The organism is Faecalibacterium sp. I4-1-79 (genome assembly GCF_023347235.1).
GTDB lineage: Bacteria > Bacillota > Clostridia > Oscillospirales > Ruminococcaceae > Faecalibacterium > Faecalibacterium tardum.
In genome coordinates, this window is sequence record NZ_CP094467.1 from 2377355 (window position 1) to 2401513 (window position 24159).

22 protein-coding genes, 1 rRNA gene and 1 other annotated feature are annotated in these 24159 nt (G+C 56.9%); of the genes, 6 read left to right on the forward strand and 17 right to left on the reverse strand.

Annotated features, from left to right (window positions below):
* Positions 1-31: 31 nt before the first annotated feature.
* The 11 genes from MTP36_RS11790 to MTP36_RS11840 form a co-directional block, all read right to left on the reverse strand.
* Positions 32-1542 (reverse strand): 16S ribosomal RNA (locus MTP36_RS11790).
* A 447-nt stretch (positions 1543-1989) separates the two neighbouring features.
* Positions 1990-2664: a sigma-70 family RNA polymerase sigma factor gene (locus MTP36_RS11795; protein ID WP_097778750.1), complete on the reverse strand. Its 675-nt coding sequence runs from the start codon at positions 2662-2664 to the stop codon at positions 1990-1992.
* 21 nt (positions 2665-2685) lie between these two features.
* Entirely contained in the window at positions 2686-3126 is a 441-nt protein-coding gene (gene spoIIAB / locus MTP36_RS11800; protein WP_005925208.1) for an anti-sigma F factor, read from the reverse strand.
* Positions 3123-3446, reverse strand: coding sequence for an STAS domain-containing protein (locus tag MTP36_RS11805; RefSeq protein WP_055186045.1), 324 nt, complete (start codon positions 3444-3446; stop codon positions 3123-3125). Before MTP36_RS11805 ends, spoIIAB begins: the two co-directional genes overlap by 4 nt.
* A gap of 100 nt (positions 3447-3546) precedes the next feature.
* Positions 3547-4812, reverse strand: a complete 1266-nt coding sequence (locus tag MTP36_RS11810; RefSeq protein WP_249250864.1) for a folylpolyglutamate synthase — start codon at positions 4810-4812, stop codon at positions 3547-3549.
* Positions 4809-5318 (reverse strand): VanZ family protein, encoded by a 510-nt coding sequence (locus MTP36_RS11815; RefSeq protein WP_249250866.1) that lies wholly within the window; start codon positions 5316-5318, stop codon positions 4809-4811. The genes MTP36_RS11810 and MTP36_RS11815 overlap by 4 nt, the downstream gene beginning before the upstream one ends.
* 4 nt (positions 5319-5322) lie before the next feature.
* Positions 5323-8028: a valine--tRNA ligase gene (locus MTP36_RS11820; RefSeq protein WP_249250880.1), complete on the reverse strand. Its 2706-nt coding sequence runs from the start codon at positions 8026-8028 to the stop codon at positions 5323-5325.
* Between the two features lie 57 nt (positions 8029-8085).
* Positions 8086-8315: a binding site (T-box leader), on the reverse strand.
* A gap of 35 nt (positions 8316-8350) precedes the next feature.
* Complete coding sequence (locus MTP36_RS11825; protein WP_249250889.1) at positions 8351-9337, reverse strand: glycosyltransferase family 2 protein; 987 nt, start codon at positions 9335-9337, stop codon at positions 8351-8353.
* Positions 9334-10863 carry a lipopolysaccharide biosynthesis protein gene (locus MTP36_RS11830; RefSeq protein ID WP_249250890.1) on the reverse strand — a complete coding sequence of 510 codons (1530 nt, stop codon included), beginning with the start codon at positions 10861-10863 and terminating at the stop codon, positions 9334-9336. The genes MTP36_RS11825 and MTP36_RS11830 overlap by 4 nt, the downstream gene beginning before the upstream one ends.
* Before the next feature lie 18 nt (positions 10864-10881).
* Positions 10882-11871, reverse strand: a complete 990-nt coding sequence (locus MTP36_RS11835; RefSeq protein ID WP_249250892.1) for a glycosyltransferase family 2 protein — start codon at positions 11869-11871, stop codon at positions 10882-10884.
* Positions 11868-13652 (reverse strand): bifunctional homocysteine S-methyltransferase/methylenetetrahydrofolate reductase, encoded by a 1785-nt coding sequence (locus MTP36_RS11840; RefSeq protein WP_249250894.1) that lies wholly within the window; start codon positions 13650-13652, stop codon positions 11868-11870. The genes MTP36_RS11835 and MTP36_RS11840 overlap by 4 nt, the downstream gene beginning before the upstream one ends.
* Before the next feature lie 150 nt (positions 13653-13802).
* On the opposite strand from MTP36_RS11840, the gene MTP36_RS11845 reads away from it, so the two are divergent.
* The 4 genes from MTP36_RS11845 (at position 13803) to MTP36_RS11860 (ending at position 17360) form a co-directional block, all read left to right on the forward strand.
* A complete protein-coding gene (locus MTP36_RS11845) occupies positions 13803-14411 on the forward strand; it encodes a GNAT family N-acetyltransferase (protein WP_249250895.1) in 609 nt (202 codons plus the stop codon).
* Entirely contained in the window at positions 14408-15673 is a 1266-nt protein-coding gene (gene hflX / locus MTP36_RS11850) for a GTPase HflX (RefSeq protein WP_249250897.1), read from the forward strand. Before MTP36_RS11845 ends, hflX begins: the two co-directional genes overlap by 4 nt.
* Before the next feature lie 531 nt (positions 15674-16204).
* Complete coding sequence (locus tag MTP36_RS11855; RefSeq protein WP_015536797.1) at positions 16205-16645, forward strand: Lrp/AsnC family transcriptional regulator; 441 nt, start codon at positions 16205-16207, stop codon at positions 16643-16645.
* A gap of 157 nt (positions 16646-16802) precedes the next feature.
* Positions 16803-17360: a DUF4358 domain-containing protein gene (locus MTP36_RS11860; protein ID WP_249250906.1), complete on the forward strand. Its 558-nt coding sequence runs from the start codon at positions 16803-16805 to the stop codon at positions 17358-17360.
* 68 nt (positions 17361-17428) lie between these two features.
* Here MTP36_RS11860 and MTP36_RS11865 read toward each other — a convergent pair whose 3' ends face one another.
* Genes MTP36_RS11865 through MTP36_RS11875 form a run of 3 tightly spaced genes read right to left on the reverse strand, consistent with a single transcriptional unit; the run spans position 17429 to position 19309 of the window.
* On the reverse strand, positions 17429-18247 hold the full coding sequence (locus MTP36_RS11865; protein WP_118658272.1) for a hypothetical protein: 819 nt from the start codon (positions 18245-18247) through the stop codon (positions 17429-17431).
* Positions 18241-18939: an ABC transporter ATP-binding protein gene (locus MTP36_RS11870; RefSeq protein ID WP_055186056.1), complete on the reverse strand. Its 699-nt coding sequence runs from the start codon at positions 18937-18939 to the stop codon at positions 18241-18243. Before MTP36_RS11870 ends, MTP36_RS11865 begins: the two co-directional genes overlap by 7 nt.
* A complete protein-coding gene (locus tag MTP36_RS11875; RefSeq protein WP_112121824.1) occupies positions 18932-19309 on the reverse strand; it encodes a GntR family transcriptional regulator in 378 nt (125 codons plus the stop codon). Before MTP36_RS11875 ends, MTP36_RS11870 begins: the two co-directional genes overlap by 8 nt.
* Before the next feature lie 222 nt (positions 19310-19531).
* Between MTP36_RS11875 and MTP36_RS11880 the strand changes: the two genes are divergently transcribed.
* Positions 19532-20533, forward strand: coding sequence for a glycosyltransferase family 2 protein (locus MTP36_RS11880; protein WP_249250908.1), 1002 nt, complete (start codon positions 19532-19534; stop codon positions 20531-20533).
* Between the two features lie 204 nt (positions 20534-20737).
* Here the strand turns inward: MTP36_RS11880 and MTP36_RS11885 are convergent, their stop codons facing one another.
* From MTP36_RS11885 to MTP36_RS11895, 3 genes are all read right to left on the reverse strand, one after another.
* Complete coding sequence (locus tag MTP36_RS11885; protein ID WP_249250910.1) at positions 20738-21646, reverse strand: Ice-structuring protein; 909 nt, start codon at positions 21644-21646, stop codon at positions 20738-20740.
* Positions 21647-21748: 102 nt separating this feature from the next.
* Positions 21749-22090 (reverse strand): arsenate reductase family protein, encoded by a 342-nt coding sequence (locus tag MTP36_RS11890; RefSeq protein ID WP_005925148.1) that lies wholly within the window; start codon positions 22088-22090, stop codon positions 21749-21751.
* Positions 22091-22422: 332 nt separating this feature from the next.
* Complete coding sequence (locus MTP36_RS11895) at positions 22423-23598, reverse strand: IS110 family transposase (RefSeq protein ID WP_005936957.1); 1176 nt, start codon at positions 23596-23598, stop codon at positions 22423-22425.
* A 259-nt stretch (positions 23599-23857) separates the two neighbouring features.
* Between MTP36_RS11895 and MTP36_RS11900 the strand changes: the two genes are divergently transcribed.
* Positions 23858-24046 (forward strand): ferredoxin, encoded by a 189-nt coding sequence (locus tag MTP36_RS11900; protein WP_005925145.1) that lies wholly within the window; start codon positions 23858-23860, stop codon positions 24044-24046.
* Positions 24047-24159: the final 113 nt, after the last annotated feature.

The window sequence follows — 24159 nt, forward strand, 5'->3', positions numbered from 1 at the left end:
TTAGATGCTCTGTCATTGCCTGACTCCTTAGAAAGGAGGTGATCCAGCCGCAGGTTCTCCTACGGCTACCTTGTTACGACTTCACCCCAATCACCAGTTTTACCTTCGGCGGCGTCCTCCTTGCGGTTAGACTACCGACTTCGGGTCCCCCCGGCTCTCATGGTGTGACGGGCGGTGTGTACAAGGCCCGGGAACGTATTCACCGCAGCATGCTGATCTGCGATTACTAGCAATTCCGACTTCGTGCAGGCGAGTTGCAGCCTGCAGTCCGAACTGGGACGTTGTTTCTGAGTTTTGCTCCACCTCGCGGTCTTGCTTCTCTTTGTTTAACGCCATTGTAGTACGTGTGTAGCCCAAGTCATAAAGGGCATGATGATTTGACGTCATCCCCACCTTCCTCCGTTTTGTCAACGGCAGTCTGGCCAGAGTCCTCTTGCGTAGTAACTGACCATAAGGGTTGCGCTCGTTGCGGGACTTAACCCAACATCTCACGACACGAGCTGACGACAACCATGCACCACCTGTCTCTGCGTCCCGAAGGAAACACATATTTCTATGTGCGTCGCAGGATGTCAAGACTTGGTAAGGTTCTTCGCGTTGCGTCGAATTAAACCACATACTCCACTGCTTGTGCGGGCCCCCGTCAATTCCTTTGAGTTTCAACCTTGCGGTCGTACTCCCCAGGTGGATTACTTATTGTGTTAACTGCGGCACTGAAGGGGTCAATCCTCCAACACCTAGTAATCATCGTTTACAGTGTGGACTACCAGGGTATCTAATCCTGTTTGCTACCCACACTTTCGAGCCTCAGCGTCAGTTGGTGCCCAGTAGGCCGCCTTCGCCACTGGTGTTCCTCCCGATATCTACGCATTCCACCGCTACACCGGGAATTCCGCCTACCTCTGCACTACTCAAGAAAAACAGTTTTGAAAGCAGTTCATGGGTTGAGCCCATGGATTTCACTTCCAACTTGTCTTCCCGCCTGCGCTCCCTTTACACCCAGTAATTCCGGACAACGCTTGTGACCTACGTTTTACCGCGGCTGCTGGCACGTAGTTAGCCGTCACTTCCTTGTTGAGTACCGTCATTATCTTCCTCAACAACAGGAGTTTACAATCCGAAGACCTTCTTCCTCCACGCGGCGTCGCTGCATCAGGGTTTCCCCCATTGTGCAATATTCCCCACTGCTGCCTCCCGTAGGAGTCTGGGCCGTGTCTCAGTCCCAATGTGGCCGTTCAACCTCTCAGTCCGGCTACCGATCGTCGCCTTGGTGGGCCGTTACCTCACCAACTAGCTAATCGGACGCGAGGCCATCTCAAAGCGGATTGCTCCTTTTCCCTCTGCTCGATGCCGAGCCGTGGGCTTATGCGGTATTAGCAGTCGTTTCCAACTGTTGTCCCCCTCTTTGAGGCAGGTTCCTCACGCGTTACTCACCCGTTCGCCACTCGCTCAAGAAAGCAAGCTCTCTCTCGCTCGTTCGACTTGCATGTGTTAGGCGCGCCGCCAGCGTTCGTCCTGAGCCAGGATCAAACTCTTTATAAATGATATTTATCACTTAAAAGTGTTAAATCTTGTTTCGCTCAGCACGCAATCGCTTGCGTCCTGTGTGAATTACTTTTGTTTGGAATTGTTTACCGTGTTTTTCCAACACGAATATAGGTTCCGTTACAAGTTCTTTCGATATTGTTCAATTTTCAAGGTCCTGTGCGCCTCAGCCTTAGCGGCTGATAGCTTAGTTATTTTATCACTTTCGTGATAAGTTGTCAAGCACTTTTTTGAAAGATTTTTGAGATTCATTTTTGATTCCGTCGAATCTCTCCGTTTGACGTCGTTTTTGAAGTATTTCATTCTGTCGGACGTCCGCCTGACAGTAATGTATTTTAGCACAGCATCCCTCAAAAAGCAAGCGCTTTTTTACAATTTTTACGCCAAAATCATTCTTTTGACTTTTTGCCCAGTTTTTTACATTTTTTATAGACACTTCCTCCCTTATTCCTCTAAAAGCCGGGTGCGCAGCCGGATCAGGATCTTGCGTTCCCGCCGGGAGATCTGTACCTGTGTCGTGTGCAGTGCCTTTGCCGTCTCGCTCTGGGTGCGGTTACCATAAAAGCGCAGGCGGATCAGTTGCTTGTCCTGCTCCGGCAGCGCTTCGATCACCTCTGCCAGACTGATCTTATCCGCCAGTTCCTCCTCCGGGGATTCCACCGGGATATCCAGCTGCCGGTCTCCATCCTCGCCGCCCTCCGGGGTCAGGCTCATGGCGGGCTTAGCGGCCTGTATGGCAAGGGCCACATTCTCTATTGGTTCGTCCAGCTGCTCTGCCAGCTGCTGCAAGGTAGGCTCTGTGCCGCATAGTTTCATGGTATGTTCCCGTGCCGCCTGCACCCGCATTCCCAGTTCCTTCAGGGAGCGGCTCACCTTGACTGTGCCACCATCCCGGAACAGCTTTTTGATCTCGCCAAGGATCACCGGCACGGCATAGGTAGAAAAACACACGCCCCGGCTCTCATCAAAGTTATCGTAGGCTTTGATGAGTCCCACGCAGCCTGCGCTGTACAGATCGTCGTACTCCATGCCGCGCCCACGAAATCTGCCCGCACAGGCGTGCACCAGCCCTAGATTCTGCGTGATGAATGCTTCCCGCCGGGTCTTATCCGTTACCATATACCGGACCGCCTTTCCTTTTTATGTAGGCTCCCGCCGGGACAGACGCTTGACCAGCAGCACCTTTGTGCCCTTGCCGGGCTTTGAGGTGACCTTGACCCTGTCCATGAAGCTTTGCATTACCGCAAAGCCCAGACCGGAGCGTTCCTCGGGGTTGCCGGTGGTAAACAATGGCTGCATGGCCTGCTCCACGTTGGGGATGCCGATGCCCTTATCTGTAATGGTGATGTGCACTTCCCGGTCGGGGTACACCGCTATGGTCATACACACCGGCCCGATACGCTCCGGGTAGGCGTGGACGATGCAGTTAGTCACCGCCTCGGACACTGCCGTTTTCAGGTCGGCAAGCTGGGGCACGGTGGGGTCGTATCGCGCCAGAAAGGCCGCCGTAACGCCGCGGGCGTAGGCCTCGTTGCTGCTGAGGGAATCGAACTGGATACGGGTACTGTTTTCTGCTTTCATTGTGCATTCTCCTTTTCTATGTTCTCCATACAGGGGATGCCCGCCAGCCGCAGGACTTTTTGAAGCTGTGCAGGGGCGTGCTGCAACCGCAGGGTCGTGCCCAGAACGCGGGCGCAGCGCTGCCGCCCAAGGATGAGCCCGACGCCGGAGGAATCCATGAATCCCACCCCGCCAAGGTCTATGATCAAGGTGCGAGGGCTGCGGCTGACCAGTGCATCGTCCAGCTGCATCCGCAGACTCTGGGCGGCATCGTGGTCGATCTCGCCCGCCAGATAGGCATACAGGGTCTCCCCTGCCGCGCTGAAGGTCACTGTTGCCATTGCTTGTCCATCTCCTTTTTGCAAAATAAAAAAGATCCCGTACACATAGCTTCAGTGTACAGGATCTTCGGGTTATTTTTTAGAAAAAGCTGTCGGCAGCTTACGCCTTTGCCAGCAGAGCCGCTGCTTCCAGTGCTGCCGCCTCGCTGCCGCAGACCAGCAGACCACGGCGGGTGTTGGCGTGCGCCAGCTGCACTGCCTCGTCCAGACTGGTGCAGAGCTGGGCATCAAAGTGATATTTGGCTTTCTCGGTCAGGCGCCGGGTCAGCTGCTCCTCCACACCGGCGGGCGTGACGAGATACACCTTATCAAAGGGGCTCTCGCTCATGCCGGGCATGGTGGATTTATCCTTTTTCTGTTCCTCGGGGCTCAGGCCGGTCTCCAGCGCGGAGAAGAAGGCTTCGGCGCCCTCCTCCTCGGTCAGGCCGATGATGGCGCTCATGTGGCGCACTTTAGCCATGTTCAGCACGCGCAGCAGCGCAGCAGCCTGCTGCGGGGTGCGGCAGGCGTCCAGAATGACCAGCGGGCGCTGGGAAAGCACCCGGATGCTGCAACGGTTGTCCACGGCAGCGATGCCATCCAGAATGGCTTCATCGGAGATGTCCACCCCCTTGCGGCAGAGCGCCAGTGCCAGCTCCACCGCCATGGCGGCGTTGCCCGCGGCGTGACGCCCCAGAAAGGCCAGCGGCACCGTATAGCCGCCGTAGTCCACCCGGCTGGCAAACTGTTCTGCTTCCAGAAAGGTAATATCCTCCGGGTCGGGCACTACCAGCTCACAGCTGCACTTGCCCGCAGCCACAACCAGCTCACTGAGCACCGCCTTGGGCTGCTCCGGCGCGGTGACGCAGATGCTGTCCTTGCGCATCACGCCGCCTGCCAATGCAGCCAGACGCTCCACCGACCGGCTCACGCCGTCCGGCCCCACCGCTGTGACGGCGCACACCGGCATTTTGGGCAGCACCGCAGCCAGACCTGCGTCCGGCAGCTCCACCACAGCCAGCGCGCAGCCAGCCTCGCCAAAGCAGTACGCAGCGGCGACAAGCTCTGCCGCCTGCAAAGGCAGCTCCTCATGGGCAGCAAGGGCATCGGCGGCGCGGCACAGCAGTGCCTCGTCCGCCGGCTTGCCATCCACACGGATGCGGGCAACAAGGGGCTCGCACCCGGCATGGTAGACACCGGCACGGATCCCCTGCGCGCGCAGGATGGCTGTCAGCAGACGCGCCACCGCCGTTTTACCGGCAGTGCCTGCCACACCCACGAACTGCACCTGCTGCACCGAGGCGGGCAGCAGCGCACCCAGCTGCGCCGGGTCGGCAAAGCCGTCCGGCAGGGCTGCAAAATACTGATTTGCCTGTTGGATGGTCATTCGTGTCTCCTTTTCATGTGATAATACAGCCCCTCGCAGGCCAGCAGCAGCACAATGGCAACAAGGATGCCAGCCAGAACACCGGCAGAATCCAGCCACACATCGGTAACCTGACTGCTGCGCCCTTCTGAGAAGAGTTGAATAGTCTCATCGGTCAGCGCCGTCAGCACACCACCCAGCATGGGCACGGTGATATGCCGCAGCGGGTGACGGCTGTACACCCGCATACAGAGCATGAGCAGAAAGCCCTCCAGCGTATACTCGCAAAAGTGTGCCAGCTTGCGCACGATGTGCATGGTCAGGCGGTCGGCCAGCCCCGGGTGTCCCAGATGGCGCAGGATGATGCGCATCCACGCCAGCACCCGGCCGCTGGAACCAGAGGAGACCGTTGCCACCGCCATGGAGTTGGAAAAGATGAACCAGATGCAGGCGACGAGTGCAACGGTAAAGGCCACTCGTCCCACAATGACCCACAGCGAGGTGCGTTCTCTGTTATAATATTCCACTATTTCAACCCAAAGCCTTGATGCTCTGCTCAATATTGGCCAGCTTGTCCTGACTCTTGGCGAACTTTGTGCGGATCTCCTCCACCAGAGCCGCCGGGGCACGCTCCACGAACTTGGGATTGTTCAGCTGATTGCCAAACATAGCCATTTCCTTTTCAGCCTTGGCCTTTTCCTTGTTCAGACGAGCCAGCTCCTTCTCACGGTCGATGAGCTCCATCATGGGAATGAAGCCGCGGGCGGCGTGGGTGGACACCTGTACCATGCCGTCGGTGCTGCCCTCATACTTTTCGGTAAAGGTCACATCGGTGGCAAAGGCGAACTTGGCCAGATAGACCTGTGCGTTCTGGAAAGGAGCGGCATCGGCAGTTTCGATGATCATGCTGGTCTTTTTAGCGGGGTGCACGTTCATCTCAGTGCGCATGGTACGCACAGCCTTGATATAATCCATCACCTTTTCAAAGGCTTCCTCTTCAGCGGCCCAGTTGTGAGCGGCGTCAAAGGTGGGCCAAGCCTGGGTCATGATGGTTTCGGCAGAGCCGGGCAGAGCCTGATACAGCTCCTCGGTGATGAAGGGCATGAAGGGGTGCAGCAGCTTGAGCGCCTTATCCAGCACATACACCAGCACGCGGCGGGCGGTATCGGCCTGCTGTGCATCGCCGGAGTTCAGGCGGGGCTTTGCGATCTCGATGAACCAGTCGCAGTAGACGTCCCAGATAAAGCTGTTGATCTTGGCGGCAGCCAGACCCATCTCGTAGTGCTCCAGATTGTCGGTCATAGCACCGGCCACCTGATTCAGCTTGGTCAGCACCCACTTGTCGCTCATGTCCAGCAGCTCCTCGCTGGGCAGACCCGGCTCAAAGTCCTCGGGCAGGTTCATCAGCACAAAGCGGGTGGCGTTCCACAGCTTATTGGCAAAGTTGCGGGCAGCCTCCACCTTCTTTTCGATATAGCGCATATCGTTGCCCGGGGTGGAGCCGTCCACCAGCATAAAGCGCAGAGCGTCTGCACCGTACTGGGCAATGACTTCCAACGGGTCGATGCCGTTGCCAAGGCTCTTGGACATCTTGCGGCCCTGACTGTCACGCACGATACCGTGGATGCAGACCGTGTCAAAGGGAGCCTTGCCGGTGTAAGCCAGACCGGAGAAAATCATGCGGCTGACCCAGAAGCCGATGATGTCGTAGCCGGTGACCAGCGTATTGGTGGGGTAGAAATACTTGAGGTCGGCACTGTCCTCGTTGGGCCAGCCCAGCGTGCTGAACGGCCACAGGGCAGAGGAGAACCAGGTATCCAGCGTGTCGGGATCCTGGGTCAGCTTTGCGCTGCCGCACTTGGGGCAGGTGCAGGGAGCGGACTTTGCCACCACGGTCTCGCCGCAGTCGTCGCAGTACCAAGCCGGGATCTGATGACCCCACCACAGCTGGCGGCTGATGCACCAGTCACGGGTGTTCTTCATCCAGTTCATATAGTTCTTGGTAAAGCGCTCGGGCACAAACTTGATCTCGCCCTTCTCCACGCTCTCGATGGCGGGCTTTGCCAGCGGCTCCATCTTGACGAACCACTGCTTGGAGATCATCGGCTCAATGGTGGAGTGGCAGCGGTAGCAGGTGCCGACCTCATGCTTGAGGGGCTCGATTTCCTTCAGGAAGCCGCCCTCCTTCAGGTCGGCCAGAATGGCCTTGCGTGCTTCCAGTGCGGTCATGCCGGCGTACTTGCCGCAGTCCAGCACATGGGGCTCGTTGACGGTGTTCTTGCCGGCGGCAAACAGGGCATCGGCTGCAGCCTTGTCGGCAGCGCCGGTCATGTGGCCGTCGTAGGTGAACACGCGCACGATGGGCAGGTCGTGACGCAGACCAACTTCAAAGTCGTTGGGGTCGTGGGCGGGGGTGATCTTCACGACGCCGGTGCCCTTGGTCATATCGGCGTGCTCATCGCAGACAATGGGGATTTCCTTGTTCAGCAGGGGCAGCACCACATGGCAGCCGTGCAGATGGGCGTAGCGGGGATCCTCGCCGTTGATAGCCACGGCGGTATCGCCCAGCATGGTCTCGGGGCGGGTGGTGGCCAGTTCCAGCATCTCGCCGGTCTCCTTGACCGGGTACAGCAGATGCCAGAAGCTGCCGTCCTTCTCCTCGTACTCCACCTCGGCATCGGAAATGGAGGTGTTGCAGTGGGGGCACCAGTTGACCATGCGGTTGCCGCGGTAGATCAGGCCCTTGTCGTACAGGCGTACGAACACTTCCTTGACAGCCTCAGAGCAGCCCTCGTCCATGGTAAAGCGCTCGCGCTCCCAGTCGCAGCTGCTGCCCAGCTTTTTCAGCTGGCTGACGATGCGGTTGCCGTACTTGGTTTTCCATGCCCATGCGCGCTCCAGAAAACCGTCGCGGCCGACCATCTCCTTGGTCAGGCCCTCGGCGCGCATAGCCTCCACCACCTTGGCTTCGGTAGCAATGGAGGCGTGGTCGGTGCCGGGCACCCACAGGGCGGCGTAGCCCTGCATCCGCTTGGTGCGGATGAGGATATCCTGCATGGTGTTATCCACCGCATGCCCCATGTGCAGCTGACCGGTAACATTCGGCGGCGGCATAACGATAGTGTAGGGTTTCTTGTCCGGATCGGCCTTCGTGTGGAAGTAGCCGCCATCCAGCCAGAACTGGTAGATACGATCTTCCACCTGACTGGGATCGTACTGCTTTGCAAGCTCTTTCATAGTGTCCTCCCAAAAATTTGATGAAGTGGGACGCAAAAAGCCGCCCCACGGAGCGTTCCATGGGACGGCTGTAAATACATGACCGCGGTACCACCCAAATTGCGCGGAAAGCTCCGCGCCCCTTGATGCCCCTGTAACGTAGGGCAGACCCGAAAGCGGCTTACCGGCTCAGCTCACCGCTTCTGCTCCAAAGTGACAGTGCCCCGCCGGTATCCCGCCGGGTTTTCAGCTGCCCCCGGCTCTCTGTGCGGTCCCAGACGATGCACACTCTTTTTCAACGCATTTATAAAAAGAATATAACGTTTTTTGTGGGATTTGTCAATCAGTTTTTCAAACCTTTCACCCAACGCACCAGCTTCCACACCTTTGCGCCCAGATGCGGGCAGTAGCTCACCATCAGCGCCTGCAGCTTCTGGCTTTTGTGCTCTAACGGGATCTTCCACGCAGCGCGGCGGTGCGTCTTTGCCAGTTCCAGCAGTGTTTTTTCCTTTTCCGGGTCCCGCTCCGGCTGGTTGACCAGCCGGAAATATACCTCGGCGCAGGACATGATGCAGCGCTGATCCGTAGTACTGCGGAAGGGGTCCGGCTGCGCCTTTGCCAGCTGCCAGACCCGTTCCCATGCCAGTGCTGCCGTATAAAAGCGCAGGCTCGGCTTCTGCCGCACGGCAGAATCTGGTCGTTCAAGATAGGCATACAGCGGGCAGTTCAAAAACGCCAGACTGCCAGCCTCGAGAAATTCCATCACAAAAAACAGGGTATCCTCCCCATAAAGCAATGCCGGATCAAAACGGATATCCCGCAGCAGCTCCCGGTGGGTCAGCATCCGCCAGCAGTGCCCGCCGCTCCATTCCCGCATCCACGAGTAGTTTTCCGCCGTGATCCTCTGCGGTGCCGGGCATTCCGTCACTGTCCACAGGGGCTCGTTTTCCCGTATGCTGCGGTAGCGGCACATAGCCATGCGAGTGCCGCAACTGCACAAGGCATCGTACAGCCATTCCAGATACTGCGGCAGCACAAAGTCATCGGAATCCACAAAGCCGATGTATTCGCCCCTTGCCACATCCAACCCAAAATTGCGCGCCGAGGACACCCCACCGTTTTCTTTGTTGAAAATGCGCACCCGGGCATCCTGCGCCGCATAGCGCTGCATGATCTGCCAGCAGTCGTCCGGCGAACCATCGTTCACAACGATCAGCTCAAAATTCCGGTAGGTCTGCGCCAGCAGGCTGTCCAGACACGCGGGCAGATACTTTTCCACCTTATAGACCGGTACGATCACCGAGATCAGGGGGCTTTTTTTTGTATTCATCCGGCTCTCCTTTTCAAGATCTCCTGTACACGCCGCTTCAGCTCCGCGTACTCCGCGCTGCGCCGGTAGAGCAATACGATCAGCCCTGCGAATACGGCTGTATAAAGCACACCGTCCAGAATAAAAACGCCGAAGTTGTCTACCGGGAAGCGCCGCACCCAGAGCACCGCTGCCGCCGAGACCGCTGCCGTGAGCAGCAGCCGCTTTAGATACTGCGCAAAATAAGCCCGCAGCTTTTTCTGCCATGCGTCCTGAACGCCGTATTTCAAAAAGATGTAAGGCTCTATCCAAGTACAGGTGCACAGCGTGCTGATGATAGTGCCCCCGATAATACCGGTCATGCCGTAACGCTGCACCAGCACAAGGGAGACTACCAGATTGATGGCGGACTCTGCCACAGCCTTATAGCGGTCGTTCCAGAACAGTCCCATGACCTCCCGGAACAACAGGTTCGTCTGCCGCATCCGCGTGATGTAAAATTCCGTTACGATGATCACAACGGTCGCCATCGGGAAGCAGTATTCCTCGCCAAACAGCAGAGCGATCAAGGGATTGAGCAGCATCATCAGCCCGCCGGTCAGGTAGCCGGACAGCACAAAAAAGAGAAAATCCATTTCTTTATACACCTGATACAGCCGGTCAGAGTTTTCCAGGGCCGCAAAGTTGCCCACGCTGCCGGAAAAGGCTGTGACGACCTTGGTCATCAGGTTGTTCAGCGCGTTGAGCACCAGCCGGTAATTGGAGTAAATTCCTACCGTTGCCAGCCCGATGAAGGAGGACATCAGCAGGCTGTCCGTGTTGCGCACAATGACGATCGCCAGCTTGTGCATACTCATGGCGCCGATGTTTTTCAGGATACCGTTCCGCTCCTCCCTGTCCGGCAGTTCACGGTATTTCTTTAAGTAGGGAAATTCCTTATCCACCATGCGGGAGATCATGATGTTGGGTATAAACTGTATCACCAGCTGGATGGCAAGGTACAGGATAAAGTTGCCCGTCAGCAGCAACGCCACGATCTGCACGACGGTGCGGATGCACTCGCACACCAGAGTCCATCCGGTACAGAGATAGCTCTTCTGATAGGCCTGATAGATAGAGCTTTTGTAGTTCAGCAGATAGGAGCTGGCCGAGGCTGCCACATACATCATGTAGATCAGTGTGATATGCTCAATGCCCTCGCCGCCCTTGATGAGGTGTGGCAGAAACGGCAGCAACACCAGCCCGAACAGTAGCACCGTGGCCGCCACCGCCCGGTACATCCACTTGTACAGGTTCATCAGCTGCGCCAGCTTCCGCTCGTCATCCCGAGCGGCCGGCTCGTACATACTGAACACCATAGCTGTACCAATGCCCAGCTCCGCAAAATTAAGGATACTGAGCACATCGGTAAACAGGCCGCTGACGCCCAGATAGGCAGCCGAAAGGCAGTGGATGAACACCATCCGGTTGATAAAGGAGAGCAGCATCGTCAGAAACTGCCCGCCGATGTTGACCATCATGTTGATGATAGAATAGCGTGTTCTCATGCGTTTTTCTCTTTTTCCTCAGCCCTTGAGTTCCCGCAGACGACTGTATGTCTGCGGAAAGTGCCACAGCAGCCAGCTTTGCAGCCAAAGCCCGCCCGGGACGGCGCAGTACCTCCGGGTGCGGCTGACCACCTTAAACTGCATCCGCAGCATTTCCCGGCTGCGGGGTGCTTTGCGCAGCGCCAGGGGCAGCTGCCGGTACACCCGGCTCACGCTGCCCATCGTAAATTTTGCCGCATTTGCCAGTGCATCGTATGCAGCGTTTTCCACAAGACAGTCCCAATACCGTTGTGCCGCCTCGGCAGCGTCGAAATGGCGCAGCGTTTTATTGCCGCTCATAATGCTGCCGCCGCGCTGCACATAATAATACAACGCCTTTGGCACCACCACGGCCTTTTGGATCTGCAAACAGACCTCCGGGATCAGGAACAGATCCTCGTTCAGCTTTCCCTCCGGGTAGCGTAGCTGCGCAAAGACGGCGCGGCGGTACAGCTTGTTCCACGCAGGCTGGATCATCGAATCCGTAGCATTTTTCAGTAAATTCTGCCCGGCAAAGACCTTTTTTTCAAGACGGACGTGTATCGACTGACATGGCACTCCCGCCTCGTCCACCTCGGCGTAATCGCACAGGGCAAGGTCCGCCCCGGTGCTTTGCACGGCTTGGTACAGCACTTCATACATTTCCGGTGCAATGTAGTCGTCTGAATCCACAAAGCCGATCCATGCGCCCCTTGCTGCGTCCAGCCCGGCGTTGCGGGCGGCAGATAATCCTCCGTTTTTCTGGTGGATCACCCGGACGCGGGCATCTTTTTCGGCGGCGGCATCGCACAGCGCAGGGCAATCGTCCGGTGAGCCATCGTCCACAAGGATCAGCTCAAAGTCCGTAAAGGTCTGCGCCAGAATGGAATCAATACATTTGGGCAGATAGTTTTCCACCTTATACACCGGCACAATGATGCTGAGCAGCGGTGCTTTTTCCCCTTCCGGCGCTCGTTCTACGTTGTTCAATCCGTCACCTCCGTGCGCAGGCGGGCAATGAGCCGCTCCATCAGCGCCACCCGGTTGAAGGGGGTCATCAGGTAAAAGCCATCCGCATAGGGCGCAGCCGCCTTAGCTGCCTGCACCGAGACTTCCAGTCCAAGCTCCTCACCTGCGGCGCGGTCCAGCCCCTCAAACTTCTGGATGATGGCCTCATCCACATGGATGCCGTTGACCTCGTTTTCCATAAAGATCGCATTGCGCTGGCTGACCACCGGCAGGATGCCGGCCAGAATTTTTGCTTGCTCACCCAGCGTCTCCCGGGCTTTTTTCAGGTTTTCCACCGCCTGTGCCGACAGCACCGGCTGGGTGAGGAAACCGCTCATACCGTTTTCCAGCTTTTCTGCGGCGCGGCGCAGCTCCACCTCAAAGTTGCGGGCGTTCAGGTTCAGCGCACCGAACACCGTGATGGGGCTGGGCATCTCCCGCCCCTCCCCGGCCAGCGATACGATATACTGCGCCAGCTTGCGGGAGTTGAACTGGTACACGTTTTTCACCTCGTCCCGCTCGGCGGTGGGGATGGGGTCGCCGGTAATGGCCAGCACCTCCCGCACACCCTCGGCGTACAATCCCAGCAGCAGTGCCTTGGTGGCGTTCAGGTTGCGGTCCCGACAGGTCATGTGGGGCAGCACGTTCATGCCCAGCTCCCGATGCACCCGGCACGCTACCAGCGAGGAATCCATCCGCGCCCGGGCAATGGGGCAGTCTGCAATGGTCAGCAGGTCGGCACCGGCAGCCTGCAACCGGCGGGCACCCTCGAGATAGGCAGTCAGGTCGGCGTCCTTGGGGGAATCCAGCTCCACCGCGATGACCCGCTGCCCGGCGCGCAGCTTGCGCAGAAAGGCGTCGTCCATTTCCACCACAGGCTTTGCCGCTTCGGCAGGCTTTGCCGCCGGGGCAGTGGGCAGCGTTTCCGGCAGAGCATCCAGTGCGGTGCGCAGGGCAGCAATATGCTGCGGTGTCGTGCCGCAGCAGCCACCCAGAATGCGCACGCCCTCGGCGGCAAGGCGGCTCAGTTCCCGGGCAAAATACTCCGGCTTACCCTGATAGCGCACCTGCGCCCGTGCCACCACCGGGTAGCCCGCATTGGGCATGACCGAAAGAGGCAGTCCCGCATCTCCCAGCTGCTGTACCAGTGCCCGCATCGCGCCCGGGGCAGACACGCAGTTCAAACCTACGGCATCCACTACGCCGCTCTGCGCCATGCGGCGCACAAGGTCTGCGCAGTAACGACCCTCGCGGGTGTAGCCGTCCGGCAGCACCGCAAAGGACACCAGCACAAAGGCCTCCGGCACGGTCTGCTTCAGCGCACGAATCGCTTCCAGCACGCCGTCCTCGGCGCTCAGGGTCTCGAATAGAAAATTCCGTGCGCCCAGCAGTGCAAAGCGCTTTGCCACGGCAAGATACACCTGCTCTGCCGGGGTATTCTCGGTATCCGGTGCGGGGCCAAGGTCCGCAAACACTGCCGCGCCGGTCTCCCCTGCGGCCTTTGCTGCCAGCTGCCAGCCAGCATCTGCCAGCTGCTCCCAGCCGGGCTGCTGCGCCGCCGCCAGACGCGGCAGGCTGAAGGTGTTGGTCTTGATGGCGTCCGCTCCGGCAGCAAGATACGCCCGGTGCACCGCCAGAATGCCCTCGGGGTCGGTCAGGTTTGCCTGTTCGCACTCCTGCCCCGGTTTTGTTTTATAATAGGTACCCATGCCGCCATCGAACAGCAGCGGACGCCGGGTCAACAGTTTGCGCACATCCAACATCGATACTTTCCCTTCCCTATAAAAAGATTTCATCCTTCAGTTTATCGTAGTTCACCCATCCGGTCAAGCGGTTTTCTTGATTTCGCTTGCGGCGCGGCTGTTTTTGTGCTATTTTAGGAATAACTTTTGAGAAAAGGGAGAGGATGTATCATGCGCCACACCGGCACACTAGAACTGGAAACCGACCGGCTGCTGCTGCGCCGTCTGCTGCCGCAGGACGCCCCGCAGATGTATGCAAATTGGGCAAACGACCCGGCTGTGACCCGTTTTTTGCGCTGGGAGCCGCACAAAAGCCCTGCCGAGACCCGGGAGCTGCTTTCGGCGTGGGCGGAGCTGTATCCGAACCCCGATTACTACCAGTGGGCCATGGTGGAAAAAGCCACCGGACAGGTGTTTGGCTCCATCTCCGTATACAACGCCCTGCTGGGTGAGCCGCAGCAAAAGACCAGGTGGCCGGGGCTGGACCTCTCCGGCGGCATCTGGGAGCCGGGCTACTGCATCGGACAGAAGTGGTGGGGCAAGGGCTTTACCACCGAAGCGCTGCAGACTGTGGTGGATTTCTGGTTCCATCAGGTGGGCGGCACCTTTCTCACCTGCTGCCATGCGGTGCACAACCCCGCCAGCGGCCGGGTGATGGAAAAGGCCGGCTTTGTGTACCACCACGACGATGTTTACCACAAATTCGACGGCACACCGGTGGAATGCCGGTGCTATCTGCTGACAAAAGAACGCTACGATAACAGAAAGGACTTACTTTGAGCGAACTTTATGATATTTTGACCGAGACCCCTCCCACAAAGGTGGTGCTGCTGGCACTGGATCAGGGACTTTGGGACTGCGAGCGCAGTCTGGCAGAGCTTTCTGCCCTGTGCGAGGCCAACCACATGGAAGCCGTGGCGCAGATCACCCAGAAGCGCCAGACCCCGGAGACCGGCATCGTGCTGGGCAGCGGCAAGCTGGAGGAGGCCTCCCTTGCCGCCCAGACGCTGGGCGCGGAATGCGCCGTGTTTGACGGCGAGCTGACCGGCAGCCAGATCCGCAACATCTCCAACGCGCTGGGCGGGCTGGAGGTCATCGACCGCACCATGCTGATCTTGGAGATCTTCCGCAGCCGCGCCGTGACCAACGAGGGCAAGCTGCAGACCGAGCTGGCGCTGCTGCGCTACCGTCTGCCCCGCCTGCAGGGCATGGGCGAGGCGTTGAGCCGTCAGGGCGGCGGCGGTGGCGGTGGCGGCGGTGCCCGCCGCGGTGCCGGTGAGACCAAGCTGGAGTTGGACCGCCGCCATGTGCACGCCCGCATTGATGCGCTGGCCGAGAAGCTGGCCGAGATGGAAAAGCGCCGGGGCGAGAGCCGCAAGGCCCGCGCCAAGACCGGGATGCCTGTGGTAAGCCTTGTGGGCTACACCAACGTGGGCAAATCCAGCCTGATGAACGCCCTGTGCGGCCCCAGCGTAGCCGAAGCCGATATGCTGTTTGCCACACTGGACCCCACCAGCCGCAAGCTGGTGCTGCCCAGCGGCATGGCGGTGCTGCTGGTGGACACAGTAGGCTTTGTGTCCCGCCTGCCCCACAATCTGGTGGAGGCGTTCAAGTCTACCTTGGAGGAAGCCGCATGGTCTGATGTGATCATCCGGGTTGCAGACGCCGGGGACGAGCAGCGCGAGGAGCAGCTTTCTGTCACCGACGAAGTGCTTGACGGGCTGGACTGCGCCGATATCCCCCGCCTGACCGTGTACAACAAGTGCGACAAACCCAACACCCTGAGCTTTGACCCCGACATCCTGCTGACCAGCGCCAAGACCGGCTACGGGCTGGACAAGCTGCTGCAAAAGCTGGACGAGGTGCTCAGCGACCGGGTGCACACCATCCGGGTTCTGCTGCCCTACGACAAGCTGGGGCTTGCCGCCCCCATGCGGGAGCGCGGCAGCGTACAGGTGGAAGAATACCGGGAGGACGGGCTGTATCTGGAAGGCATCGTCAAGACCGAGGACCTGCACTGCTTTGAGGGCTATCTGGTCTGATAGGCGCATACGATTTAAATAGCCTCCGCTGCGCTCTGGCTATCATCAGCGGAATAGTATTTTGATATAGAGCAAACCCGGAAAGTCTGCGGACTTTCCGGGTTTGCATTTTCACGGGTGGAGTCGTGACCGGAAACAGCTGCTCCGCAGGGCAAGTCCATTGTTTACCGTTGCACCCTTTTGTGAAAAAGGAAAAAGCCCCAACAAACACAAAAACCCGCCTGGCAGCGGGTTTTTGTGTATAGAGGGGTGGGAAAGTATATAAAGTGGTGAATCTCAATATCATTGGCAGACTTTTATTCATTGCGCTGCCTCGCATGATGTATTATACCCGTTTTTCTTTTCTTGTCAAACAGGATTTTCGGATTTTACTTTAAAATAATACTTTACTTTTTCGCAAAAACTTTATATAATTAACATAGAATTTCAGAAACGAAATTTTATTCCATTTCCGTGGGTTTGCACAACATAAAAACTTTACTTTCAGAAAATTTTATACAATCCAACATATTTTTGAAGGAGGCTCCTCTTATGGACGATCTTGACCGCAAAATTCTTACCCTTCTGGCCAAAAACGCACGGATGCCCGTCAAAGAAATTGCGGAGCAGGTGTCCCTTACCAGCCCGGCAGTCTCCAGCCGTATCCATAAGCTGGAAACGGACGGCATCATCAGCGGCTACACCGTCACGCTGAACCGTCCGGCAGACCGAATGTATGTGGATGCGCTCATCAGCCTTTCGGTGGCCCCCTCCAAACAGGATGCCTTTCTGGAGTTGCTGCAAAACAGCCGCGAGGTGCTGCAATGCTACCACGTTACCGGTGCGTACACCTTTCTGGTCAAGGTCAGCTGCGGCAGCATGGCACAGCTGGAGCATCTGATTTTGCAGTTCCAGAAGCTGGGCACCACCAGCACCCAGATCATCCTGTCCACCCCGGTGAACCACGGCGATCTGGACGCTTTGATGCTGTAAACGGACGCTGTTCATAAAACTGTTACTTTTTCCCTGCAATTTTGCGGTGCGGTGGTTCGTATCCAGAATAGCAGCCCAAAACCGGCACACACTACCTGTAACGTGCGCGCCCGGCTGCGCCTTCCACACACAGCACTATGAAAGGAAATGCAATACTATGAAAAAATTCATCGCCGCCCTGCTGGCAGGGCTGACCCTGTTTACTTTGGTGGGCTGCTCCGGCGGCAGCAAGGCCGACAGCTCCACCCCCAAGGACTACGCCCAGATCATCCACGACGCCCGCAGCGACGAGGACAACGAGTACGATATGATCTTCACCAAGGGCGAGGACGGCAAGTTTACCGCCATTGACGGTTACAGCGCCGAGTACGAGCCCGACCAGCTGAACGAAGAGATCCGGGACATCCTGATGCCCCTGCTGAATCTGGAGGACGGCCAGTACACCGCCTTTGCCGCCAGCATTTCCAGCATGATGGTGCGCAGCTACGCCGTTGCCATCGTGAAGCCTGCCGAGGGCAAGACCGATGAGGTAAAGGCAGCACTGGAGGCCTACGTTGCCAGCGAGCAGCAATCCATGGAGCACTATCTGGAGGATCAGTACCTCGTGGCCAAGGCTGCCACCGTCACCGTAGCCCCCACCGGCGAAGTGGTTCTGGTCTGCGCCGAGGATCACGACACCATTCTGGCGAACATTGAAAAGGCTCTCGCAAAATAATTTTCCCGCATAAACCCCGGCCTTTGCAGTATGTTTCATCTGCAACGGCCGGGGTTTGGTTTTTATGCTTATTCCAGATCCAGCTTATTTTTCATCAGCCAGCTGGTAAGGACAAAATAGACTGCGCCGATCAGAATCGTTACAAGAAGGACGAGCCAGGGATTGCCGCTGGCGGAATAAGCCATCGGCATCGCTGCCACAGAGCCAACGATCACCCGGATCCCGCCGCCTGCATCCAGTTTGCCCTGAATCAGCTGCAACAGGAAGAAGGCCAGAATGCTGGCAATCGTGGAATGGTTCCTGAACTGATGCCCGATCATGCAGGCGGCGTAGATACAGAGGATGAGGACTGCAACGCCCGCCAGACCAAGGACGATGATCCACGCCAGCTCGCTCCAGAATTCACCGCCGATGCTCTGGATCTCCTTCCAGCTGAATTTCAGGACATCGCCCCAGCCCGTCGTGATCGTCTCCCCATTGATGACCGTTTTGGAATCCTCGAAGGCGCCCAGGCCGACCAGCATCAGAAGGACGGACAGGATCCCGACCACTCCGCTGCAGATCACCCAGACCATGCTGGAAATGAGTTTGGACGCAACCAGCTGCTCTGGATGGACCGGAAGGGTGTGCATGAGATAGCCCTCCCGCCCCAACAGATTTTTGGTGAACCGCTGGATGATCGTCACAATACAGACCACTCCGATGGCAACCCCGATGGCAAAGTAGGCAAACATCAGGTATGCCCAGATCTGGCTGCTGCCATTGTCCCAGACTTCGTCCCGCATCGAGATCCCCATTGCCAGCGCAACCAGCAGCCAGACCAGATACAGGCCGCCATAGGTCCGTCCGGTCGCCCGGAATTCATACTTCAACAGATTTTTCAGCATTTGAATACCTCCCGGAAATATGCGTCCACGCTCATTCCCTCATTCTCACGGATCTCATCCACACTGCGGTGAGCAAAGACCGTTCCCTCTTTCAGGAAGATGGCCTCATCCAGCACCGGCTCGATATCCTCGATCAGGTGGGTCGAGATGAGGACGGTCGCGTCCTTGCTGTAATTGGACAGGATGGTGTGCAGGATATAATCCCGTGCCGCCGGGTCCACGCCGCCGATGGGTTCATCCAGCAGATAGAGCCGGGCATTCCGGCTCATGGCAAGGATGAGCTGCACCTTTTCCCGGTTGCCCTTGGAAAGGGTCTTGAGGACGTCTTTGGGGGAAAGTTCCAGATTTGCCAGCATCTCATTCGCCCGGGCCGGATCGAAGTCCTTATAGAAGTCCCCAAACATCTTCACCAGCTGCTCTACCCGCATCCAGCCGGGAAGCCAGTCGGCATCGGGCAGGTAGGATACGATCGCCTTGCTCTCCACGCCGGGCTTCATCCCGGCGATCCGGATGCTGCCGCTGTCAGGCTGCAGCAGACCGTTTGCCAGTTTGATCAGGGTGGTCTTGCCGCTGCCGTTCGGCCCCAGCAGGCCAACGATCTTCCCAAAGCCGATGTGCAGATCCACACCGTCCAGCGCGGTTTTTGCGCCGTAGTGTTTTGTCAGCCCTTCACAGGTCAGAAGTTCACTCATGATTCGGTTCTCCTTTCGTCTGACGGGCCAGCAATTCGGCGACCTGCGCCGGGCTGTACCCGATGCCCCGCATCTTTTCCAGAAATTCTTCCGCGAACTTTTCCGCGGTCGCGGCACGCAATTGTTCGATCAACATGGTATCCTCCGTCACATAGCGGCCCGCCGTCCGTTCGGTCCGGACAAGCCCCTCCGTTTCCAGCTGTGCCAGCGCACGCTGCATGGTATTCGGGTTCACCCCTGCGGCTGCGGCCATATCCCGCACCGAGTCAAGATGTCCTCCGGGCGGGTATGTCCCCGCAAGGATCTTCGCCTTCAACCGCTCTACCAGCTGCGCATAGATCGGACGGCTGGAATCAAATTGTTCACTCATCGTAGCCCTCCCTGCATTTTGTGTTTCTGTGTTAAGTGCCTAATACAATAATACTCATTTTTCAGATTGTGTCAAGGGGTTCATACAATTTTTTTAGCCAATTCTGTCACAGCTCCCCGGGCATTACCTTGCAAACGAGGGCAGGCGTTATCCGAGAGGTTTGCATTTTTGCGATAATATGATATACTCTCTCTGTAATTGACGAAAACAGGAGTAACTTTTATGATAAAAGCGACCATCATTATCCCAAACATCAACGGCAAGGGCTGGCTGAAGGACTCCATCGAGTCCATCTACGCCCAGACTGAGCAGGATTTTGACCTGATCGTGGTGGACAACGGTTCCACCGATGAAAGTCTGGAACAAGCCCGCAGCTACTGCACCCGCCCCAACTTTACCCTGATCGAAAACGGGCGCAACACCGGCTTTTCCTACGCAGTGAATCAGGGCATTGCCCGGGCGCAGAGCAAATATGTGGTGCTGTTCAACAACGACGCCTTTGCCGAGCCGCAATGGCTGGCAGAACTTTTGCGCACCGCCGATGCCGACCCCAAAATTTTTGCGGTGCAAAGCCTGATGATCCGGCACTTTGAGCGGGAACTGGCCGATGATGCCGGGGACTATGTAACATGGATGGGCTTTGCCTGCAAGACCGGCGATGGCCGCCGCGTCAGCCGCTACACCAAGCAAAAGCGCATCTTCTCGGCCTGCGGCGGCGCAGCGCTGTACCGCAAAAGCATTCTGGACGAGATCGGCGGCTTTGACGAGCACTTTTTTGCCTACTTTGAGGACGTAGACCTGAGCTGGCGCGCCAACAATGCCGGTTACAAAAACGTGCTCTGCCCCACTGCCAAGTGCTACCACATCTGCGGTGCCAGCACCGGTGCAGTGCGCTACAACGCCTTTAAAAGCCAGCAGAGCGGCCGCAACAGCATTCTGCTGCCGCTCAAAAACGAGCCGCTGCTGATGCTGGTACTCAACTTTATCCCGCTGGCGCTGGGCTATCTGCTCAAGTGCTACAAGTTCCACAAGCAAGGCTTTGGCGAAGCTTGGGACAAGGGCATGCACGAGGCATTTGCCCTGCTCAAAGCGGGCAAACTGGGCAAGCGCCCCTTCCGCTGGCGCGATCTGCCCAACTACATCCTGATGGAGCTGTGGATGATCTGGAACATGGTGCCCTACCTGTGGTATCGGCTGGTGGTGGTACGGTTTGATTTGAGGTAACACACAGGCAGGAAGCCGTTTTCCGCTGCGCCCCTGCCGTGAAGAAGCACCCCGGGAAAATCCGCAGATTTTCCCGGGGTGCAAATTATAAATAGTCTTTCCGCTGAATATGGCCAAAGCGCATGCGTCGGCCATTCAAAATCGTCCCACGATAAAAGGGACCGCTGCACAAGGCTGTGCAACGGTCCCTTTTATATTTACATTTTACGCTGCGGTGCTGGCGGCATCCTCAGCGGCGGGGGCTTCTGTCACGGCGCTGTCAGCGCCTGCTTCTGCCTGCGCTTCCGGCTGGACAGCCGAGGCAGCAGCCGAATCTGCCGCAGCAGAGTCTCCGGCAGTGGCCAGAATGGCGTCCTGCACATCGCTTTCTGCCATAGGCTCCGGCTGCGCGGCAGCGGAACTTGCGGCGCTTTCGGGCTTGGTCTCGCTCTCGGTCAGGCCGGTCAGATACCAGCTGCCGCTCTGGCGCTCGAACAGGTAATCCATATACTTGGTGGGGGTGTCCGAGGAGGGGTTGATGATGCTGTCATCTGCGCTGGCGGTGGGGATATAGCCCACGGTAACGTGCAGCTTGCCGCTGCGCTTGAACAGCTTGACCACGGTGGCGCGGTAGTAGCCCACCGTACCGGTGATGGGGATCTTGTAGCACTGGGTGGTCTCGTCAAACTCGACGGTCATATCCTCCATGTCAAAGCTGCGGTGGGTCAGCTTGAAGCCGGGGCCCAGCAGCTTTGCCAGATAGGCATCCACTTCCACCGAGGGCAGCAGAAGCTGCTCGGTCTCGGGGTCGGTATTGTAGTTATCAAAGCCGCCTTGCGTCTCCTGAATACTGTACACACAGCCCCACACAGCTGCCTCCCGCAGGGTCAGGTCATTGATGTTCTCAATGCCGTCAAAGGGCATGGGGTCAAACAATACCAGGCCTTCCAGCTTGTCCTCGTATTCCTGCTTTTGTGCGGTATCGTCAAACAGGTTTGCCACAAGGCCCACACCGGCCCGCAGCACCGTGATAAACCCGATGAGCACCAGCACCGTGATCAGCAGACCCAAGGTCTGCCGCCAGCGGCGGCGCTTGATCCGGGCGTGTTCTTCCGGGGTGATCGTATTTTTCATTGGTCTGAATCTCCCAAAGTTTTTTGTCTGCCTAACAGTATACCACATCCGGCCGCAGAGTGCAAAACCTGTACCGGTGGTTTTTTTGTGAAAGCAGGCTTTTTATTCCCAGTCCTTCCATATCTCGGGCTGGTAGCCCACAGTGGCCTTGCGTCCGTTGCGCACGATGGGTGTCTTGAACAGCTGCTGGTTTTCAAACAGCTTGTCCTCCTTCTGCCAGTCCACCAGCGCGTCCAGCAGCGCAAGGGTCTGCTTGTCCTTTGCTGCCGGATTTACCAGCGCTTCCCAGCCGCCCAAGGCGCGCGCCACGTTATCAAACTCGCCCCGGCTCATGCCCTTTTCCTTCAGGTCGATCATCTGGAACTTGATGCCACGCTCCTTGAAATAGCGCTGCGCCTTTTTGGTATCAAAGCACTTGCTCGTGCCAAAGATCTGGATATTCATCTTATCTCCTCCTGCCGGTTCCCGGCGGTCTTATTGTACCACACCGTAAACCGCTTGCATAGGCATAATTTGCGGCAAAACGGGCAATGCTTTCCGCAAAGACTAACTATTAAAAGTCAAGCCCCAAAATGAAAAAATCCGTCTGCCGACTGCTGCCCCTGACAAACAGCATTCAAATGCCATAATCAATGCAGCGAGGGCGACGGAGAGAATAGCAAAGCAAGCCCGGCCAACCCTCGCAGAAACAGAATAGCATTTGAATGCTTCGGTTTGTCAAGGGTTCGCTGCGCCAGCTAAGTTGTTCTTGGATTTGGCTCAGGCTCTGGAGAGAATCAGGCAGCTACAAGATATGCTTTGCCAGATTTCTGCAAGGCATAGATTAGCCGCACAAGTTTCTTCGTGGCATGGGATAAGGCAACATTGTAGTGCTTTCCTTCAGCACGTTTCTTGGCAAGATATTCAGCAAAGACGGGATTCCAGTGGCAGACGTACTTGGTTGCGTTGTAGAGGGCATATCGCAAATAACGAGAACCACGCTTCTCCATGTGAGCGTAACAGTTTGTAAGTTTTCCGGACTGGTATGTAGATGGAGAGCAGCCAGCGTAAGCAAGGATTTTGTCAGGAGATTCAAAGTTGGAAAAATCACCGATTTCAGCAAGAATCATGGCTGCTGACTGGATACCGACACCGGGAATAGAAAGAATCGGTGGATTCAGTTCATCCATGATTTTCTGAATAGAAACTTCAATTTCATCAATCTCGGAGGTGAGTTCCCGAATGAGTTTAATGGTATGCTTCAGTTCCAGAAATTTAGCAGGCATAACGGAACCAATGGAAGTTCTGGCAGCATCTCGAATCTGGATAGCCTTATCTTTGCCATAACGACCCTTGGATGCTGTCGCAAGAAGGTTTGTCAGCTTGGTGAGATGAATTTCTGAAATCTGTTTTGCACCGGGATATTCACTGAGGAGCGCATAAACCGAAGCAATATGGAGAGAGGGAACGAGCTTCTCCAGTTCTGGAAACAGAATCGTGACCAGTCTGGACACTGACTGCTTCAGCTTGGCTCTTTCACGAACCTTATCGAATCGGTATCTTGTTAGTGACTTTAACTCTTCGTTATGGTATGCTGTATCCGTGTAGGACTTGAGGTCTACATCGGACAATAGCATAGTTGCAATCGTTCTTGCATCCACACGATCGGTTTTGGTTTTGCGAAGGCTGAGACTTTTTCGGTACAGGTTGGTGTGCAAAGGATTCATGACATAGACGGCCAGGTCATTGTCAAGAAGAAATCCAAGAATGTTGTAGCTGTAATGTCCGGTAGCCTCAAGTCCTACTTTTATTTTGTCTGACTTTTTGGTACAGTCTCGAATCGTCTGAAGCAGCTGCTTGAAGCCATCCATGTTATTGGGGATGGTAATGCAGTCGGCACGAATCGTTCCGTCCGAGTCGAGAATACAGCAGTCGTGCTTATCCTTGGCAACGTCAATTCCAACACAAACCATTTTGATACCTCCGGCGTATTTATTTCGATGCTGTTCAGGACCACAGACTTCTTTGCTCTTGTAACCTCGTTCTAAATAAACCGTCTGGCGGTATCTAACTGATTAACATTTCAACAAAGAAGCTGTGGTTGGAGCCTCCCAAAAACCGTCTTTGCGGTAGTAACGCCTCACCAATCCACAGCACCCTGAAACTATTGTAGCATTCCGCTGGAGAGCGGTCTATAAATACTACTATTTTATTATACGAGGAGGTGTTTGCATGAACGCATTCGTAGACCCTGAACTGTGCATCGGCTGTACCCAGTGTGCCGGGCTGTGCCCCGCAGTGTTCCGCATGGAGGGAGTTCTGGCTGTGGCAGAGCCCGGCCCCATCCCGCCGGAGGAGGTGCCGCAGGCCGTCACCGCAGCCCAAAGCTGCCCGGTAAGCGCCATCCGCATCGAGGAATAAGCCCGGCACCGGTAAGGCTGCTGCACAGCTTGTGCGGCAGCTTTTTTGCAGTGGGACGATTTGAAATGCCCTCCGCTTTGCTTTGGGCATAGGCAGCAGAAGAACATTATAAA

Excerpts from the sequence above, each read along its gene's own strand:
- MTP36_RS11860 (WP_249250906.1), top strand. The coding sequence starts at position 16,803 with ATGAAAAAATTCATCGCCGCCCTGCTGGCAGGGCTGACCCTGTTTACT.
- MTP36_RS11805 (WP_055186045.1), bottom strand. The coding sequence starts at position 3,446 with ATGGCAACAGTGACCTTCAGCGCGGCAGGGGAGACCCTGTATGCCTAT.
- MTP36_RS11830 (WP_249250890.1), bottom strand. The coding sequence starts at position 10,863 with ATGAGAACACGCTATTCTATCATCAACATGATGGTCAACATCGGCGGG.
- MTP36_RS11865 (WP_118658272.1), bottom strand. The coding sequence starts at position 18,247 with ATGCTGAAAAATCTGTTGAAGTATGAATTCCGGGCGACCGGACGGACC.
- MTP36_RS11885 (WP_249250910.1), bottom strand. The coding sequence starts at position 21,646 with ATGAAAAATACGATCACCCCGGAAGAACACGCCCGGATCAAGCGCCGC.
- MTP36_RS11840 (WP_249250894.1), bottom strand. The coding sequence starts at position 13,652 with ATGTTGGATGTGCGCAAACTGTTGACCCGGCGTCCGCTGCTGTTCGAT.
- MTP36_RS11880 (WP_249250908.1), top strand. The coding sequence starts at position 19,532 with ATGATAAAAGCGACCATCATTATCCCAAACATCAACGGCAAGGGCTGG.
- MTP36_RS11875 (WP_112121824.1), bottom strand. The coding sequence starts at position 19,309 with ATGAGTGAACAATTTGATTCCAGCCGTCCGATCTATGCGCAGCTGGTA.
- MTP36_RS11810 (WP_249250864.1), bottom strand. The coding sequence starts at position 4,812 with ATGACCATCCAACAGGCAAATCAGTATTTTGCAGCCCTGCCGGACGGC.
- MTP36_RS11825 (WP_249250889.1), bottom strand. The coding sequence starts at position 9,337 with ATGAATACAAAAAAAAGCCCCCTGATCTCGGTGATCGTACCGGTCTAT.
- MTP36_RS11795 (WP_097778750.1), bottom strand. The coding sequence starts at position 2,664 with ATGGTAACGGATAAGACCCGGCGGGAAGCATTCATCACGCAGAATCTA.
- MTP36_RS11845 (WP_249250895.1), top strand. The coding sequence starts at position 13,803 with ATGCGCCACACCGGCACACTAGAACTGGAAACCGACCGGCTGCTGCTG.
- MTP36_RS11900 (WP_005925145.1), top strand. The coding sequence starts at position 23,858 with ATGAACGCATTCGTAGACCCTGAACTGTGCATCGGCTGTACCCAGTGT.
- MTP36_RS11855 (WP_015536797.1), top strand. The coding sequence starts at position 16,205 with ATGGACGATCTTGACCGCAAAATTCTTACCCTTCTGGCCAAAAACGCA.
- MTP36_RS11870 (WP_055186056.1), bottom strand. The coding sequence starts at position 18,939 with ATGAGTGAACTTCTGACCTGTGAAGGGCTGACAAAACACTACGGCGCA.
- MTP36_RS11890 (WP_005925148.1), bottom strand. The coding sequence starts at position 22,090 with ATGAATATCCAGATCTTTGGCACGAGCAAGTGCTTTGATACCAAAAAG.
- spoIIAB (WP_005925208.1), bottom strand. The coding sequence starts at position 3,126 with ATGAAAGCAGAAAACAGTACCCGTATCCAGTTCGATTCCCTCAGCAGC.
- MTP36_RS11895 (WP_005936957.1), bottom strand. The coding sequence starts at position 23,598 with ATGGTTTGTGTTGGAATTGACGTTGCCAAGGATAAGCACGACTGCTGT.
- MTP36_RS11820 (WP_249250880.1), bottom strand. The coding sequence starts at position 8,028 with ATGAAAGAGCTTGCAAAGCAGTACGATCCCAGTCAGGTGGAAGATCGT.